Genomic DNA, 15,110 nt, shown 5'->3' on the forward strand with positions numbered 1-15,110 from the left:
GGAACCTGAAGTCACACGACTCCTTTCGCATGAAGCGCCGGTGCCAGCGCGGTTGAATCGAGGGTGGCACACGACTCGCAACCCGTCTTCCGAATCACCCTGTCCCCGCGTCCCCCAATCGCCCCGTGTTCGTCCAGAACGTCATCTGCTCCTGCGTGCCTCCGCACTCCGACCCCAGTGAGTGTCCGACCTGGGTGCGTCCTCACCGGCACACGCCGGCGGAAGGGAACACGATGTTGTACGCGGGGACGCCGCCGCCGCCCGTCCGGGTGGAGACGCTGACGCCGGTCCCCACGCCCGTGCCGGGCTCGTTGGTGGGGCACCAGCTGGGGCACTTCAAGCTGCTGAAGGAGCTGGGCCGCGGCGGCATGGGCACGGTGATGCTGGCCGAGCACGCCCTCATCCAGAAGCGCGTGGCCATCAAGGTGCTGCACTCGCACCTGGCGCAGGACCCGGACCTGGTGGCCCGCTTCCTGTCGGAGGCGCGCACGCTGACGGTGGTGCAGCACGAGAACGTCGTCGCGCTCTACGACTTGGACACGCGCGACGGCCGTCCCTACCTGGTGATGGAGTACCTGGAGGGGCAGAGCCTGGCGGCCTTCGCCAAGGAGCCGCTGCCGCCCGCGCTGGTGGTGGACCTGCTCTCCCAGGTGTGTGACGCGCTGGGCGCGGCGCACGCGCACGGCATCGTCCACCGTGACTTGAAGCCGGCCAACGTCTTCCTGGTGCCGGGGCCGCAGGGCCGCCAGCGCGTGAAGCTCCTGGACTTCGGCATCGCCAAGCTGCTGTCGCGCCCGGCGGGCGTGCACACCACGGAGGTGGGCGTGCTGCTGGGGACGCCGGAGTTCATGGCCCCCGAACAGTGCGGCGACGAAGTGGTGGACGCGCGCACGGACCTCTACGCGGTGGGCGTGCTGGGCTACTTCCTGCTCACCGGACGCGTGCCCTTCGCGGGCCGCACCGCGGCGGAGGTGCTCATCGGCCACCTCCAGAAGCCGCCGGTGCCGCCGCACGAGGTGCGCCCGGACGTGCCCAGGACGCTGTCGCGCGTGCTCCTGCGCGCCTTGGCCAAGCGCCCCGCGGACCGCTTCGCCCAGGCCTCGGACCTGCGCGCCGCGCTCGCCACCGCGCTCGTGCCCGAGCCGGAGCCCGCGGCGCCCGGCTTCACCGCCCGGGTGCGCATGGCGGGCGCGCCGCACTCGCACGAGCTGTCGTGCGAGTGGGTGGGCCGCGCCGGCCTCTTCCTGCACACGCCCGCCGCGCCGCCGCCGCTGCTCTCCGACGTGGGGCTCCTGCTGCGGCTGCCCGGCGGCGAACTCGCCTGCACCGGCCAGGTGGTGCGCCACGTGACGGAGGAGCAGGCCAGGGCCTGGCGCATGTCGCCGGGCTTCGGCGTGCAGCTTCGCGACACGTCCCCCGCCTTCCAGGAGGCGCTCGCCCGGCTGAAGTCCGGCGTGCGCCTGGAGCCGCCCACGCCGCCGCCGTCCCCCATGCGCGAGGACGCCGAGGCGGAGCGCGTGCTCCAGGGCTTCCGCAACCGGATGTCCGGGGACCACTACGCCGTGCTGGAGGTCCCCCGGGACGCCACGCCGGAGACCCTGCGCGTGGGCGCCCAGCGCGCCCGCACGGCGCTCGAGCCCCTCAAGGCGCGCAACCTGTCCCTGGGGCAGCGCGCCCAGCTCGAGCGGGTGGGGGAGCGGGTGGCCGCGGCGCTGCATGTGCTGGGGCACGTGGAGCGCCGGGCGGAGTACGACGCGCGCCTGGGCAACGTGGAGGGCGTGGAGCGCTGCCTCGCCGCGGGCCTCACCGCCACGGCGCTGGAGAACTGCCGCCGCCGCTTCCTCGCCGAGTTCCCCGGCCGCGACGGCCGCGCCGCGGTGCAGCGGCTGTCCGGTGACGCGCTGTCCTCGGTGGGCCGGCTGCAGGAGGCGCTCGCCGCCTACGAGCAGGCGGTGCGCATGGACCCGCTGGATCTGGAAGGGCTCAAGCGCTGGCGCATGCTCCGGGCCCGGCTGCGCAACACGCCCACGCCCCGGTAGGCGGGCGGGCGGGCGCCAGGGGTGGACCGCCGTTCCTTGCGTCCCGGGGTGGGCTCCTTGTTAATCCACCCTGGACCCATGGCCTCCGACTCCGACGACTCGCTTCCACCCCAAGGGCGCTTCACCCGGCTGCGCAAGCTGGCGGGCCTCTCCATGCAGGTGGGCACCGACGTGCTCAAGAGCAGCGCGAAGCGCCTGACGGGCGGCACGCCGGAACTGCTCAGCAGGAACGCCGCGGAGAAGCTCGTCTCCACCCTGGGGGAGCTCAAGGGCGCGGCCATGAAGCTGGGCCAGGCGCTCTCCATGGACCCGGACCTGCTCACCCCCGAGGTGCGCCAGGTCCTCGCCCGCCTGCAGAACCAGGCCCCTTCCATGTCCTACGACATGGTGTCGCGCGTGGTGCGCGAGGAGCTGGGCTGTCCCCCCGAGGAGGCCTTCCGCGAGTTCAGCCGCGAGCCCCTGGCCGCCGCCTCCCTGGGCCAGGTGCACCGCGCGGTGCTCGCGGACGGGCGCCCCGTGGCGGTGAAGGTGCAGTACCCGGGCATCGCCGAGTCGCTGACGCACGACATGGAGAACCTGGGCCTCGTCGTGAAGACGATGTCCAAGGCCTCGCGGCTGATGGACGGCTCGGCGTACTTCCAGGAGTTCCGCGACGAGCTGCTGCTGGAGCTGGACTACCGGCGCGAGGCGGAGCTCGCCCGGGGCTTCGCCAGGAGCGTGGCCCGGCTTGAGGACCTCCACGTCCCCGGCGTCGTCGACAGCCACAGCGCCGGGCGCGTGCTGACCATGGAGCTGCTGGAGGGCCTGACGCTCAAGGACTGGGTGACGAAGGAGTCCTCCAACGAGGAGCGCTTCCGCGTGTCGCGCCAGCTCATCCGCGCCACGTACGGGCCCTTCTTCGGCGCGGGTGAAATCCACGCGGACCCGCACCCGGGCAACTTCATGGTGATGCCGGACGGGCGCCTGGGCCTGCTCGACTTCGGCTCCATCAAGCGCTTCAGCCCGCGCTTCGTGGACGCCAACCGGCGCATGTTCCAGCAGTCCCTGAAGCTGGAGCCCTTCGACGTGCTGCGGCTGAGCCTGGAGGTGGGCTTCACCGTGGAGCTGCCCGGCGACGAGGCCGCGGACCTCATCCGCGAGGTGCTGCACATCGCCGGCAGGCCCATGCGCACCACCCCGTACGACTACACGTCCTGCGAAATCCCCCGCGACATGCGCAACCACTTCACGCGCAACGCGGCCCGCTTCCTCAAAATCAAGCCGCCGCCGGAGGCGGTGATGTTCTTCCGCTCCACGGGGGGGCTGGCGCAGAACCTGCGGCTCATCGGCGCCCGCGGGGACTTCCGCGGCGTCTTCCTGGAGATGGCGGAGCTGCTCGGCTGAGAGGAGCCCGCGCGCGTGCTACGGCGCGGACGAGGCCGCCTGGCCGCGGCCCTTGGCGTGGATGGCGTGGAGCCTCCGCGCCAGCTCCTCGCCCTGGGTGCTCTTGGTGATGTAGCCGTCCGCGCCGGACTCCAGCGCCAGCTTGCGCAGCTGCGCCTCGTCCGACGCGGAGAAGAGCACGAAGCGCGTGCCCGCCGGGGCCTGCCCCCGCGCCAACGTCAGCACCCGGTCCCCGGTGAGGGCCGGGATGTTCACGTCCAGCAGCACCAGGTCCGGCATCGTCGTGCGCACCAGGTTGGACACGCCCAACGAGGAGCGGTGGGTGCGCACATCGAACCCGTACGCCGACAGCGAGCGCTCCGCGAGCGTGAGCTGCTCCTGATCGTCATCCACCACCAGCACTCGGATTTTCATCTCCGACATGACTCCTCCCCCTCATGGGCGCCCGACGCCCACCGGATGTCGCCACCAGGCCGGGTGGCCTACGGATTATCACCTAGCCGAGGGCCGCCTGTCGCCCCCTTGCGCCCTCGCGAAGTCGCCCTTCGCGCCGCCGTGACAGGACGTGGTGGGTGGACCGGGTGTACCTCCACCCGCCCCGTCCACCCCGGCCGGGGCCCCGTGTCTCAGCCGGAGCGGTACTCGGAGGCCCGGCCGCCCCGGCCCGTGGCCGTCCGCCTGAGCGAGGGGAGGGTGAGGGTGAAGACGGCGCCGCCCTCCGGGCGGTTGGACGCGACCAGGGTGCCGCGTGCCCGCGCCACCACCTCGTGCGCCATGGAGAGGCCCAGGCCCGTGCCGTGCTGGCCCTTCGTGGTGAAGAAGGGCTGGAAGATGGAGAGCAGGTGCTGCTCGGGGATGCCCGTGCCCTCGTCCTCCACGGTGATGACGACCTGGCCCGCCGAGGTCTGGTGGCCGCGCACGCGCAGGGTGCCGCCCCGGGGCATGGCGTCGCGTCCGTTGCGCAGCAGGTTGAGGAACACGCAGCGCAGGTCCGCCGCGGAGCTCTCCACCAGCGGCATCCGGGGCACGTCCACGTCCAGGTGCAGGCTCAGCCCCTCGCGCGCGGCCCGCGACTCCAGCTCCCCCCGGGCTATCTCCACCGCGTCACGCACCACGTCGGCCAGCTGCACCGGCTCCACCGGAGACTCGGGCTTCTGCCGCGCGAAGTCGCGCAGCCGCGACAGCCGCGTCGTCGCGTCCGCCACGATTCGCAACAGCGTGTCCACGTGGGCCGGCGTCTCCTGCTCACCCTGCTTGCCAGGGCGGGTCTGGAGCAGCTCCAGCCGCAGCTTCATGGCCACCAGCAGGCTGCTCAAATCATGGGCGATTCCCGAGGCCTGCTCACTGAGCATGCGCAGGTGCTCGCGCTCCGCCAGGGCGCGGCGCTCCTTCTCCAGCGCCTCCTCCTGACGCGCCTGCTCGGTGATGTCCCGGGCGAGCACCAGGACGACCCTGGGCGCCAGGTCCGCGCGGACATGCCGGACGCCCACCTCCAATTGCTGATGCCCCCCCGCGTAGGTGTAGCGCGAGATGCGGGCCGGCTCCTCCGGCGTCGAGTCCAGCGCCCGCACCTCCGCGGCCACGACGCTGCGCAGCGTCAGCAGGGCGGGCCCCTCCTCCTGTCCGCGCTCTGTCAAACGCCGCCACGGACCCCGGGCCAGTGTGAGGGATTGCCAGCGCAGGTTGACATACAGCGCCGCATCCCCTCGGAGCAGGGCCACCGCGCCGGCAATGCCTTCCAGGGCCGGCGAGTGTCGGGAGGGCGTCAGGGGCTCGTCCTCGAAGTCGGGCCCGTGTGTCTTGTTCACCTTTTCGAGGAGGGCCGCCAGCTCATGCTCGGTCGACGACGCGGGTGACATGCGTTGAGCTGTAACCCAGGGCGCGGCACGCGGCAAGGGAGGGTCCCCCGCCCTCACGGAGCCCCAGCCCGCACGGGTATGTCTGATGTGGACTGTACTGCCATTCCCCCGTGCGCCGACTGCGAAAGACTGACATACGGATGGGTGCCCGACATGGACAGCATCCCTGGATGGAGGCTCCGCACGCCAGTGAATGGCTTACCTTGAACAGTCCCTGAACAACTTTTGAACATCGCCTGATGAACAAGGTCGCGGAAGGGCTCTCGTCGGAAGTGAATCCCGAGGGCTCTCATCGCATCTGGAGTGATGATGACGACAGACATTTCCAATGAGAGAATCCGGGTGGCGCTCCTGGAGGACCAGCAGGTCTTCAGGGAGAGTCTGGTATTGGTCCTCGAGAGTGCGGGCATGGACGTGGTGGCGCGCTGCTCCCAGACGCCGCCCTTCCTGGCGCGGGTGCGTGAGCAGATGCCGCACGTGGCGGTGTTGGACCTGAAGCTGGAGCCGCCGGACCAGGATGGGACGGCGACGGGGATGACGGCGCTGCAGTGCCTGCATGACTTCTATCCGTCGGTGAGGTCGCTGGTGTTGTCGAGCCACCACGAGCCGGAGGTGGTGGAGCAGTGCCTGCAGGCGGGCGCCGCGGGCTACCTGTGGAAGCACAACGTGGGCTGCGCGGAGGTGGTGGAGGCGGTGACGCGCGTGGCGCGCGGGGAGCGGCTGATGCCGCCCGGGCTGTCGTGGGTGCCGTCGCTGCCGGGCTTCATGCTGCAGCACGAGGTGCCGACGGGCGGCGCGGAGCTGGGGCTGCTCACGCCGCGCGAGCGCGAGGTGCTGGGGTATGTGGCCGCGGGCGCGGACAACCTCAAGATTGCCGCGTGCCTGAGCATCACCGAGCGCACGGTGAAGGCGCACATCACCAGCATCTACAAGAAGATTGGCTCGGAGAACCGCACGCAGCTGGCGGTGCTCGCGCTGCAACTGGGCGTTCAGCGCCCGGCAGGCATCTGAGACCGCGGTGCGCCAGCACTTGCAGGCAATGGGCGCGGGCGCGGGCGCATGAGAGGGTGGGTGGACCCGTGGCGCTCCACTCCCGAAAACCCCCGCGCGCGGGTCTTCGCGTCACCGTCCCCGGCGGGCCAGGGCAGCTCCGAACGCAGCGGCTGCCCTGGCCCGTTCACTGTCGACGCCGCACGGCGTCAGGGCTTCTGGGCCGTCACCAGCTCGAAGGGGCCGCCGGGCAGCACGCGCACGTGGTGGAAGCCCGCCTGCGTGAGCATCCGCTCGTAGAGCTCCACCTCGCGCAGCCGGCTGACGCACGAGTCCACGCCGATGAGGAAGTAGGTCCAGAAGAACTGCGCGGCCAGGCGCTCCGGGGTGCGGAACTCCTCGCAGATGATGACGCGCCCGCCCGGGGGCAGCGCCGCCCACGCCGCCTGCAAGAGCGCCTGCGCCGTCTGCGGCGCCCAGTCGTGCAGCACGCGCACGAAGCTCATCACGTCGTAGCCCTCGGGCAGCGGCTCCTTCAGGAAGTCCCCGGCCACGAAGCCCAGGCGCGAGGCGGACAGGCCGAAGCGCTCGCGCGTGCGCTCCACCAGCGCGAGCGTCGCCGGCAGGTTGAAGACATCCACCTTCAAGCCCGGGTGCTCTCGCGACAGGTGCGCCGCGAGGCTGCCGTCGCCGCCGCCCACGTCGAGCACGCGCTGGCCGTCCCTCCACAGCGCGGGCGCGTGCAGGCGCAGCGCCTCGAGGATGGGCGGCAGCCCCGCCGCCATGCTCGTCTCGAAGCCCTCCAGCTGTTCGGGGGTGCGCAGGGGCCAGTCGAAGTCCGCGGGGGCGATGGAGTGGTGCCCGCGCAGCACCTCCGGCAGCCGGCCGTGCAGGGTGCGCCAGGCGAACTTCTCGCGGTCCGTCTCCCGGCCGTCGGGCCCCAGCACCGCGAGGGCCGCGTCGCGCAGGCCCTCCACCGCGTGGTAGCGCGCGGACGCGAGCGCGTCCGTGTCCTGCTCGCGCGTCACCAGGCCCAGGCTCTCCAGACAGTCGAGCAGCTTGTAGAGCCGGCCCGGCACCAGGCCATGCCTCGCGGCCAGCTGGGCCAGGGTGATGGGCTCGGGGCCCTCCAGCGACTCGAGCAGCCCCAGCTCCAGCGACGCCGTCAGCACGTCCACCGCCTTGGCGCCGTTGTAGAGCAGGTGCAGCAGCGCGCGAGGCGAGCGCTCCACTCCGCCCGCCCTCGACGTCACGACTCGCCCCGGGTGGGCGTGAAGCCCGCGTGCGCCACCGGGCACCCGCCGCCCGTCCTGGCGGGCGCCGCGTAGGCCGCCGCGCTCATCGCGCCCTCCATGCAGCCGTCACGGCGCGCGCCCGGGGAATGGCCTCCCTCCCGGCGCCAGCCGGCCGTCAGCTCCACGCGCACGTCCCAGAGCTGACGGAACAGCGGCAGCGTCATCCGCCCCGCGAGCACCTGCGTGGGCAGCCCGTCCAGCGCCTTCACCGAGCGGTCCACGCCGATGGTGCGCCGCACCAGCTGGAAGTGTCGGTACAGCCAGCCCTGGAAGGCCTCGTCCACGTCCACGAACTGCTCGCACAGCCGCTTCAGGTCGTCCGGCCCGCCGCCCGAGTACACGTCCAGGAGCGTGCGCGAGCGCCGCGCGAGCAGCCGCTCCAGCGCGGCCTCCAGTCCCTCGGACGCCTTGCGCAGCATGTTGTAGCCCGGGGACTCCTGGCCGCTGCCGTTGCCCAGGCTGCGGCGGATGACTTGGTAGGTGTCCGGCGTCATCGTCTCCATCACCCCCAGCTCCGCCTCCAGGCTCCGGAGGATTCGCACCAGCCGCTCCAGCCGGGCGGACGCGGCCCACAGGGCGTCCCTGTCGAACTCCGCCACCACCTCCACCGCCTCGCGCGAGCCCAGCTTCAGCCACAGCTCCTGCGCCTGGTGCACCACCTGGAACATCAGCTCGTCGTGCGAGACGCGCTCCTCCTCCGACGCCTGCAGCGACAACAGCTGCTGCGTCTTCAGATAGACCTCGTAGTCCAGCTCCCCCTTCCCCACCCACTTCTTCAACAGGGGGTTGAACAGCGGTGCATCTAGTTCTTGCCGTAACTTTTCCGCAGGACTGTAATCATTGAACGTGTGCATGGACCCCTCCGGAGGGGAGAAATGGGCATTCAGGGGCGGAGAGCGAAGCAGACGTGCCCGACGGTGACGGCCAGAGGCTCGCGACGACGACGGTGCTGCTGCTGCAGGTGGAAGCCGCGCCAAGGCCCTTTCGGGCACGAGGCGCGGCGGTGAGGGCTTCAGGGTGAAGGCGGGCGCGGCTTGAGGCGGAAGGTGCGCAGCCGGTTGGCCAGCTCCTCCCCCTGGACGCTCTTGGAGATGTAGCCGTCCGCGCCGGACGCCAGCGCGAGCGAGCGCAGCTTCGACTCGTCGGAGGCCGAGTAGAGGATGAACTTCGTCTTGGCGGACGCGTACTGGCGCGCCAGGTTGACGACCTTGTCGCCCTTGAGGGCGGGGAAGTTCACGTCGATGAGCACGAAGTCCGGCTCCGACTGGCTCACCAGGTTGGACACACCCAACGCCGAGGTGTGCGTGAGCACCTCGAAGCCATACGCGCTCAGCGAGCGCTGCACGAGGTCGAGCAGGTCCGGGTCATCGTCCACCACCAGGACGCGTGCTTTTTCTTCAGCCATGGCTTCTCCCTAGATGCTTGCGGATCATCTCGAGCAACTGGTCACGATCAAGGGGCTTGGTGAGGTACGCGGTGCAACCGGCCGCGTGCGCCTTGTCCTGATATTCACGCCCCGCGTGAGCCGTCACCGCGATGACGGGCACGTTGGCCACGGAGGGTACCGCACGCAAGCGACGTGTTGCCTCCCAACCATCCAACCGCGGTAGGGACAGGTCCATCAGGATGAGGTCCGGATTGTCGCGCGTGGCGCGCTCCAGGCCGTGCTCTCCGTCCTCCGCTTCGATGACTTCGAACAGTCCGCCCAGGTAGCGCCGGACGATGTCCCGATTCTGGGCACTGTCCTCCACGTACAGGATGCGCGGCAGCCGCCCCGCGGACGCGGCGCGCTGGGAGAGCAGCAGGCCCTTGGCCTGGGCGATGACGTCCTCGAGCGCGTGGCCGCCCTTCTTCACGAAGCCGGCGAAGCCGTCGCGCAGCAGCGCCTCCTCCTCGTGGGTGAGCGACTTGCCGGTGAGCACCACCACGGGCACCTGGAGCTTCTCGGCGCGCAGGCGCCGCAGCACCTCGAAGCCGTCCAGGTTGGGCATCATCAAATCCAACACGACGAGCGACGGCGGGGACACGCGCGCCTTGAGCAGCGCGTCCTCGCCGCTCCGGGCCTCGGCGGTGCTGAAGCCCGCGCGGCGCAGGTTGCGGCTGACCAGCTCGCGCGTGGCGGAGTCGTCGTCCACCACCAGCACTTCGCCCACCCCGGCGGACGAGCCCAGCGACTGGGCCAGGCTGCGCTGCACCACCTCCACCAGCCGCTCGGGCTCCACGGGCTTGACCAGGTACTCGCACGCGCCCAGCGAGAAGCCGCGCGAGCGCTGCTCCTCCACGGAGATGAGGATGACGGGGATGCCCGCGAGCGCCGGCTCGCTCTTGAGCTGGCTGAGCACGCTCCACCCGTCCAGCTTGGGCAGGTGGATGTCCAGCAGGATGGCCTGGGGCTTGAGCTCCCGCGCCCGCTTGAGCGCGATGATGCCGTCCTCGGCCACCACCACCTTGAAGCCCACGGGCTCCAGCTGGCCCGTCACCAGCTGCTGGATGAGCGGATCATCATCCACCACCAGCACGGTGCTGCCCGGCTGCGCGAGCGCGCCCACGTGGCTGGCCACCTCCGCCACGGGCACGCCGCGCTCGGCGTGCTGTGAGGCCTGCGCGCCCGTCGGCGCCGCGTCCGGGGTGTTGGGCAGGCGCACCGTGAAGGTGGTGCCGCGGCCCAGCGTGGACGTCACGGAGACGGTGCCGCCCAGCACGCGCGACAGCTCGCGCACGATGGCGAGCCCCAGGCCCGTGCCGCCCACCTTGCGCGTGGTGGAGCCGTCCACCTGGCGGAACTTCTCGAAGATGAAGGGGAGCTGGTCGGCGGGGATGCCCACGCCGGTGTCCTCGACAATCATCACCACCTCGTCCCCGTTGGGGACCAGGCTCAGCGCCACCTCGCCCGTCTCGGTGAACTTGGCGGCGTTGCTCAACAGGTTGAGCATGATCTGCCGCAGCTTCAGCGCGTCGGTGCGCAGGGTCTCGACCGCCGCGTCCACGTGCACCGTGAGGGCCACGTCCTTGCCCTTGAGGTACTCCTTCACGGTGGCCATGCACTCCTCGGCCAGCTCGCGCACGTCCACGGGCTCGGTGACGACGTCCACCTTGCCCGACTCGATCTTGGACAGGTCCAGGATGTCGTTGATGAGCGCCAAGAGCGTCTTGGCGTTCGTCTTGACGACGTTGAGGTCGCGCCGGCCGTGGGCCGTCAGCCGCGAGCCCTCCTCGCGCATGAGCAGGTCGCAGTAGCCGATGATGCCGTTGAGCGGCGTGCGGATTTCATGGCTGAAGTTGGCCAGGAACTCGCTCTTGAGGCGGGCGGCGGCCTCGGCCTCGCGGGCGCGCTCCTCCTCGTTGCGCTTGGCCACCGCCAGCTCCTGGGCCAGCCGGTCCAGGTCCTCGTTCTGCTGGCGGATGATCTCCATCTGCAGCGCGCGCTGCTGATAGGACGCCAGCGAGCGGGCGGACACCGCGCGCGTGCGCTTGATCTCCTCCAGGCTCGCGGCCAGCTGCTTGTTGGCCGCCTCCAGCTCCGCCTTGGAGGCGCGCAGCATCTCCTCGTTCTGCTTGCGCTCGGTGATGTCCTCGGTGACGCCCAGCACGTAGCGGGCCTCGCCGGAGGCGTCGAGCAGCGGCAGCTTGCGCGTGGCGAAGATGCGGTCCACGCCGCCGGCGCGCGCCACCTCCTCGAACGAGCGCATCTTCTTGGACGCGAGGATGTCCGAGTCGATGGCGATGAACGAGTCGGCCTGCTCCTTCGGGAAGTAGTCGTGGTCCAGCTTGCCGAGCAGCCACTCCTTGGTGACGCCGAACGCGTCCGCGAACGTCTTGTTCGCCACCACCAGCCGCCGCGTCGCCGCGTCCTTCACGAAGAGGACGAAGGGCAGGGCGTCGATGATGTTGCCCAATATCCAGTTGGCGTGATGCAGCTGCTCCTGGGTGGCGTCATGGCGCAGCCGGTCCCCGGCCAGGGGCAGCTCGCGCCGCAGCACGTGCCCCAGCCGGTTGAAGCGGTCCTCGCTGACGTAGTCGCGAGCGCCCGCGCGGGTGCTCGCCTCCAACAGCTCGTCGCTCCACTCGCGCGACAGGACGACGAACGGCAGCTCACGCGAGTGCTTGCGCCACAGGGCTTGCGCCTCGGCGAAGCCCAGGCCGGGCAGCTCCGAGCCGCACACGACGAGCGACCAGGGGCGGGCGAGCGCGGCCTCCAGGGCGGGGGCGCTGGTGGCGCGCTCGACGTGGGCGATGACACCCGCGTGCCCGAGCGCCTCTTCCACGCGCTGACACTCGCGCTCACTGGCGACGAGCAGCAGGGACGTGGCGTCCGCCACGGGGACGGAAGGGGGGAGGGAGGTGGCCATGACTCAGTTCGCCCCGAACACCAGCGCGGTCAACGTGGTGTTGATGTGGAACCCTGAATAGATTTCGAAGTGCACGTTCATCCCAGCGGCGGTGGGTGCGGCCTTCAGGGTCTCCGCGAGCTGGGCCACGCTGTTGGTCGCATGCGCGTACCACATGCGCCCGCCGCAGTGGAACAGGAGAGCGGCCTGGGGGTTCTGCACCCGGCGGGGCATCTCGTCGGTGAAGAAGCCGCGCGTCATGCCCGCCATGTCCCCCAGCTTCATCAGCTCCAGCTCCGTGCCCTCCTCCAGCAGGTTGGCGAAGAGGATGGAGCCGTCCTCCTGGGGCCGCCACGCGGCGCGGATGAAGTACTCGCGGCCCACGCGCAGCGCGGTGGGGCGCACCGCGAAGCCCTCGGGCGTGCCGAACTCCAAATCCTTCACGTCCTTGACGCCCAGGATTTCAGCGTAGCGCCTGGCGGCCGGGTGCCCGTCGATTTCCAGCGCGCGGGTGTGGCTCTCGTCCACCTTGGTGATGGTGAGCTTCTCCCCGGTGGGCACGTACCAGTGCGAGCGCAGGGCCGCCCAGGGCGCGCTGGTGCGGAACAGCGCCACCAGCACCGCGTCGGTGGCCACCTCGCCGTCCACGTGCACCAGCGCGGACTGCTTGGCCGGGTCGCGGTTGTCGTCGCTGGCCCCGCCGCCCACCAGCACCAGCGTCTGGCTGCGCTCCAGGATGCCCAGCAGCAGCTCTTCTTTCTTGTAACGAAAGCCGTCGTCGATGACGAGGCCCACGTACCGCCTGGGGTCCAGGTCCTGCTGGCGCACGCCCAAATCCTCGCACGCGCGCTTGATGGCGTTCTGCCCGGCGGTGATGGCGTCCACCGACAGCTGCGTGCCCAGCCCCAGGCCCACCTCCACGTCGCCGGAGAGCGCGGACAGCACCACGCTGCCCTCGTGGATGCCGGTGTTGTCCAGCTCGCCCGCCGTCGTCGCGCCGATGAGGCGCGTGCCCGGGGGGAGCCGCTCGCGCACCGCGCGGTTCAACGCATGCTGGTCCCGGTTGCGCGAGGCGAACATCGTCACCAGCACGGGCTTGACGTTGCCCAGCTGGCTCAAGAGGTCCTCCGCGGCCGCGGCCGGCTCCGTCAGCGTGGTTCGAGCCGTCTGCATCTTCACTTGGGCCATGGAGGACCTCCGAGGTGTCTGGCGGCGGCTACAGGCCGCTGCGCGGGTGCTGGGTATGACAGGCGCCGGTGCACTGCTGGAAGGACTCGGGTCCTCCGCCGACGTACATGCTTTCAATCTTCCCGAACTGGGCCTCGTGGCTCTTCGGGTAGCTCTTGTGGCACGACAGGCACGCGGCCTTGCTCGTGCGCTGGATGCTCTCCTTCGTCAGGTGGCAGGAGGAGCACTGCTCCAGCGGCTTGTCGAAGCGGTTGGAGCGCGAGTGGATGAAGTGCGTGCGCACGAAGATGGGCCCCTCCAGCTCGAAGCCCAGGGGCGCGTGGCAGCCCGAGCACGCGGCGCGGTTGTCGTTGCCGTGGAGCACCTGGGAGAGCTCTCCGCCCTCGCTGTGGCAGCTGTTGCACGGGCCGGTGGTGAGCCTCGCCTCGGTGCGGCGCGGGGTGCCCACCTGGATTTCAATCGTCCGCGAGCCGGGCAGGTCCTCGCCCAGGTACACGCGGCGGCCCTTCACCGTCACCAGGTAGGTGCCGGGCGTGGCGTCGGCGGGAATCTTGTACTGCCACTTGTCCGTGTTGGGCCGGTCCCACAGGCCCTCCTCCGGGAAGAAGGCGCCGCGGAAGACGATGTTGGCGAACGGGAGGATGGCGAACTGCGAGTACACGCCGTCGCGCGCCTCGGTGGCGACCACCTGCTCGTCCACCTCCGGGTCCAGGAAGGCCTCCAGCGCGATGACGCTGCGGATGGGCTGGATGTTCTGCGCGGGCCCGATGATTTGGGACATCAACATCCGCTCCCGGTGCTTGCGCCGGTAGTACGTCGTCGTCGCATCGAAGAAGGCCCGATAGTACTGGATGCCCGCCGCGTTTCCGTCCGGCGCGACCTCATTGTAGGACGGCAGACTGCCTTCGGGGTGCAGTCTGTTGCCCGCCCCGTCCTTCAGGGCGACCTGGAAGGTGATTTCGGACCCTGGGGCATACGTGCCATCGCGGCGCGGCGGGGTGAGCGCCTTCACGTCGATGCCGAAGCCATAGGCGTAGTCGGCGTCGCGCACCTGCTCCACGGGGATGATGTAGGGCGTGAAGGGGCGCAGGCTCCAGCGCAGCCGCAGCGCGGTGGTGGTGGTGGTGAGCGTGAAGGCCTTCGCCTTGGCGTGCTCGTACGCGTTGCGCACCTCCACCAGCGCCTCCTCCTCGAACTTCCGGGCGCCCGTGCAGTTGGTGGGGGACTGGCAGTCGGTGATGGACTGGATGGCGCGCAGCCGGCGGATGAAGAAGTCGTCGGTGCGCTCGCGTCGCGAGTCCTCCGAGCCGATGTTGAGCACCACGGGCAGGCCCGTGAGCCGGCCGCGCGAGTCCACGGGCTCCACCGTGAAGATGCTGGGCACGTCCATCCACGCCGCGCCCCGGTAGAAGCGCCGGCGGGTGAAGGCACCCGGGCTGCCCAGCAGCACCGGCTCCTCGTCCACGGCCTTGAGGCCCGACCAGCCCAGCCCCGCGAAGTCGCTCTGCGTCTTCAGCGCGGCGAGCCCCGTGTCGCGGTTGGACAGCACCGAGGCGCGCAGGTCGATCTGGTTGATGTAGAAGCTCGAGCCCGCGCGCACGCGCAAGAGCTGCCCCTTGCCGTTGTCCACCTCGAGCGCCAGCCCCACCGGCTTGGGCGCAGGCGGCCACGGCCAGCCGAACAGCTCCTGGGACTCCGACGCGGTCTCTCCGGCCTCCGGCGCCAGCGCCGCCTCGTCCAGTGACGCGTCTTCTGGTCCGCCGCAGGCCACCAGCAACCCCGTCACCAGGGCCCACGCCAACGTCTGGCGGGCCGTGGGGTAACCGAGCGAGCGGTGCGTACACGCTTCGCGCTGGGACCAGGGTGCTCCAAGTCCACCCATGGGTGACTCTCCTCGTACATGTGGTTGAGGGCACCACCATTGGCGCCCCGGCCAGCGGACCCTGTAGCCCTTCGCCCGCAGGGGGCGAGGGGGGCCGGATCTCTCCCGTTTCCGGGTTTCCCCGGTTCGAGCCTTTTTAGCCGTAC

Annotated in this window: 11 protein-coding genes; 3 read left to right on the forward strand and 8 right to left on the reverse strand. The window is 70.7% G+C overall.

Annotated features, from left to right (window positions below; all coding sequences use genetic code 11):
* Positions 1–233: 233 nt before the first annotated feature.
* Together AC6JA9_RS03975 and AC6JA9_RS03980 are read left to right on the forward strand one after the other, a co-directional pair.
* Entirely contained in the window at positions 234–2,039 is a 1,806-nt protein-coding gene (locus AC6JA9_RS03975) for a serine/threonine-protein kinase (protein ID WP_223749253.1), read from the forward strand.
* A gap of 78 nt (positions 2,040–2,117) precedes the next feature.
* Positions 2,118–3,422 carry an ABC1 kinase family protein gene (locus AC6JA9_RS03980; protein ID WP_223749254.1) on the forward strand — a complete coding sequence of 435 codons (1,305 nt, stop codon included), beginning with the start codon at positions 2,118–2,120 and terminating at the stop codon, positions 3,420–3,422.
* An 18-nt stretch (positions 3,423–3,440) separates the two neighbouring features.
* Here AC6JA9_RS03980 and AC6JA9_RS03985 read toward each other — a convergent pair whose 3' ends face one another.
* Positions 3,441–3,845 (reverse strand): response regulator, encoded by a 405-nt coding sequence (locus tag AC6JA9_RS03985; RefSeq protein ID WP_046710851.1) that lies wholly within the window; start codon positions 3,843–3,845, stop codon positions 3,441–3,443.
* A gap of 203 nt (positions 3,846–4,048) precedes the next feature.
* Complete coding sequence (locus AC6JA9_RS03990; protein ID WP_497959110.1) at positions 4,049–5,281, reverse strand: sensor histidine kinase; 1,233 nt, start codon at positions 5,279–5,281, stop codon at positions 4,049–4,051.
* A gap of 309 nt (positions 5,282–5,590) precedes the next feature.
* Between AC6JA9_RS03990 and AC6JA9_RS03995 the strand changes: the two genes are divergently transcribed.
* Positions 5,591–6,292 carry a LuxR C-terminal-related transcriptional regulator gene (locus AC6JA9_RS03995; protein WP_267698214.1) on the forward strand — a complete coding sequence of 234 codons (702 nt, stop codon included), beginning with the start codon at positions 5,591–5,593 and terminating at the stop codon, positions 6,290–6,292.
* A gap of 188 nt (positions 6,293–6,480) precedes the next feature.
* On the opposite strand, the gene AC6JA9_RS04000 is transcribed toward AC6JA9_RS03995, so the two are convergent.
* The 6 genes from AC6JA9_RS04000 to AC6JA9_RS04025 all read right to left on the reverse strand — a co-directional run bounded on the left by AC6JA9_RS04000 (position 6,481) and on the right by AC6JA9_RS04025 (position 14,964).
* Positions 6,481–7,503, reverse strand: a complete 1,023-nt coding sequence (locus AC6JA9_RS04000; RefSeq protein WP_223749256.1) for a methyltransferase — start codon at positions 7,501–7,503, stop codon at positions 6,481–6,483.
* 17 nt (positions 7,504–7,520) lie between these two features.
* A complete protein-coding gene (locus tag AC6JA9_RS04005) occupies positions 7,521–8,345 on the reverse strand; it encodes a tryptophan 2,3-dioxygenase family protein (RefSeq protein WP_497959111.1) in 825 nt (274 codons plus the stop codon).
* A gap of 233 nt (positions 8,346–8,578) precedes the next feature.
* Positions 8,579–8,971: a response regulator gene (locus AC6JA9_RS04010; protein WP_046710855.1), complete on the reverse strand. Its 393-nt coding sequence runs from the start codon at positions 8,969–8,971 to the stop codon at positions 8,579–8,581.
* A complete protein-coding gene (locus AC6JA9_RS04015) occupies positions 8,964–11,915 on the reverse strand; it encodes a response regulator (protein WP_223749258.1) in 2,952 nt (983 codons plus the stop codon). Before AC6JA9_RS04015 ends, AC6JA9_RS04010 begins: the two co-directional genes overlap by 8 nt.
* A 3-nt stretch (positions 11,916–11,918) precedes the next feature.
* Positions 11,919–13,082 carry an FIST signal transduction protein gene (locus tag AC6JA9_RS04020; protein ID WP_223749259.1) on the reverse strand — a complete coding sequence of 388 codons (1,164 nt, stop codon included), beginning with the start codon at positions 13,080–13,082 and terminating at the stop codon, positions 11,919–11,921.
* A gap of 28 nt (positions 13,083–13,110) precedes the next feature.
* On the reverse strand, positions 13,111–14,964 hold the full coding sequence (locus AC6JA9_RS04025; protein ID WP_223749260.1) for a cytochrome C: 1,854 nt from the start codon (positions 14,962–14,964) through the stop codon (positions 13,111–13,113).
* Positions 14,965–15,110 lie beyond the last annotated feature (146 nt).

It is taken from the genome of Myxococcus sp. MH1 (genome assembly GCF_059738865.1).

Excerpts from the sequence above, each read along its gene's own strand:
- AC6JA9_RS03975 (WP_223749253.1), top strand. The coding sequence starts at position 234 with ATGTTGTACGCGGGGACGCCGCCGCCGCCCGTCCGGGTGGAGACGCTG.
- AC6JA9_RS03980 (WP_223749254.1), top strand. The coding sequence starts at position 2,118 with ATGGCCTCCGACTCCGACGACTCGCTTCCACCCCAAGGGCGCTTCACC.
- AC6JA9_RS03985 (WP_046710851.1), bottom strand. The coding sequence starts at position 3,845 with ATGTCGGAGATGAAAATCCGAGTGCTGGTGGTGGATGACGATCAGGAG.
- AC6JA9_RS03990 (WP_497959110.1), bottom strand. The coding sequence starts at position 5,281 with ATGTCACCCGCGTCGTCGACCGAGCATGAGCTGGCGGCCCTCCTCGAA.
- AC6JA9_RS03995 (WP_267698214.1), top strand. The coding sequence starts at position 5,591 with ATGACGACAGACATTTCCAATGAGAGAATCCGGGTGGCGCTCCTGGAG.
- AC6JA9_RS04010 (WP_046710855.1), bottom strand. The coding sequence starts at position 8,971 with ATGGCTGAAGAAAAAGCACGCGTCCTGGTGGTGGACGATGACCCGGAC.
- AC6JA9_RS04015 (WP_223749258.1), bottom strand. The coding sequence starts at position 11,915 with ATGGCCACCTCCCTCCCCCCTTCCGTCCCCGTGGCGGACGCCACGTCC.
- AC6JA9_RS04020 (WP_223749259.1), bottom strand. The coding sequence starts at position 13,082 with ATGGCCCAAGTGAAGATGCAGACGGCTCGAACCACGCTGACGGAGCCG.
- AC6JA9_RS04025 (WP_223749260.1), bottom strand. The coding sequence starts at position 14,964 with ATGGGTGGACTTGGAGCACCCTGGTCCCAGCGCGAAGCGTGTACGCAC.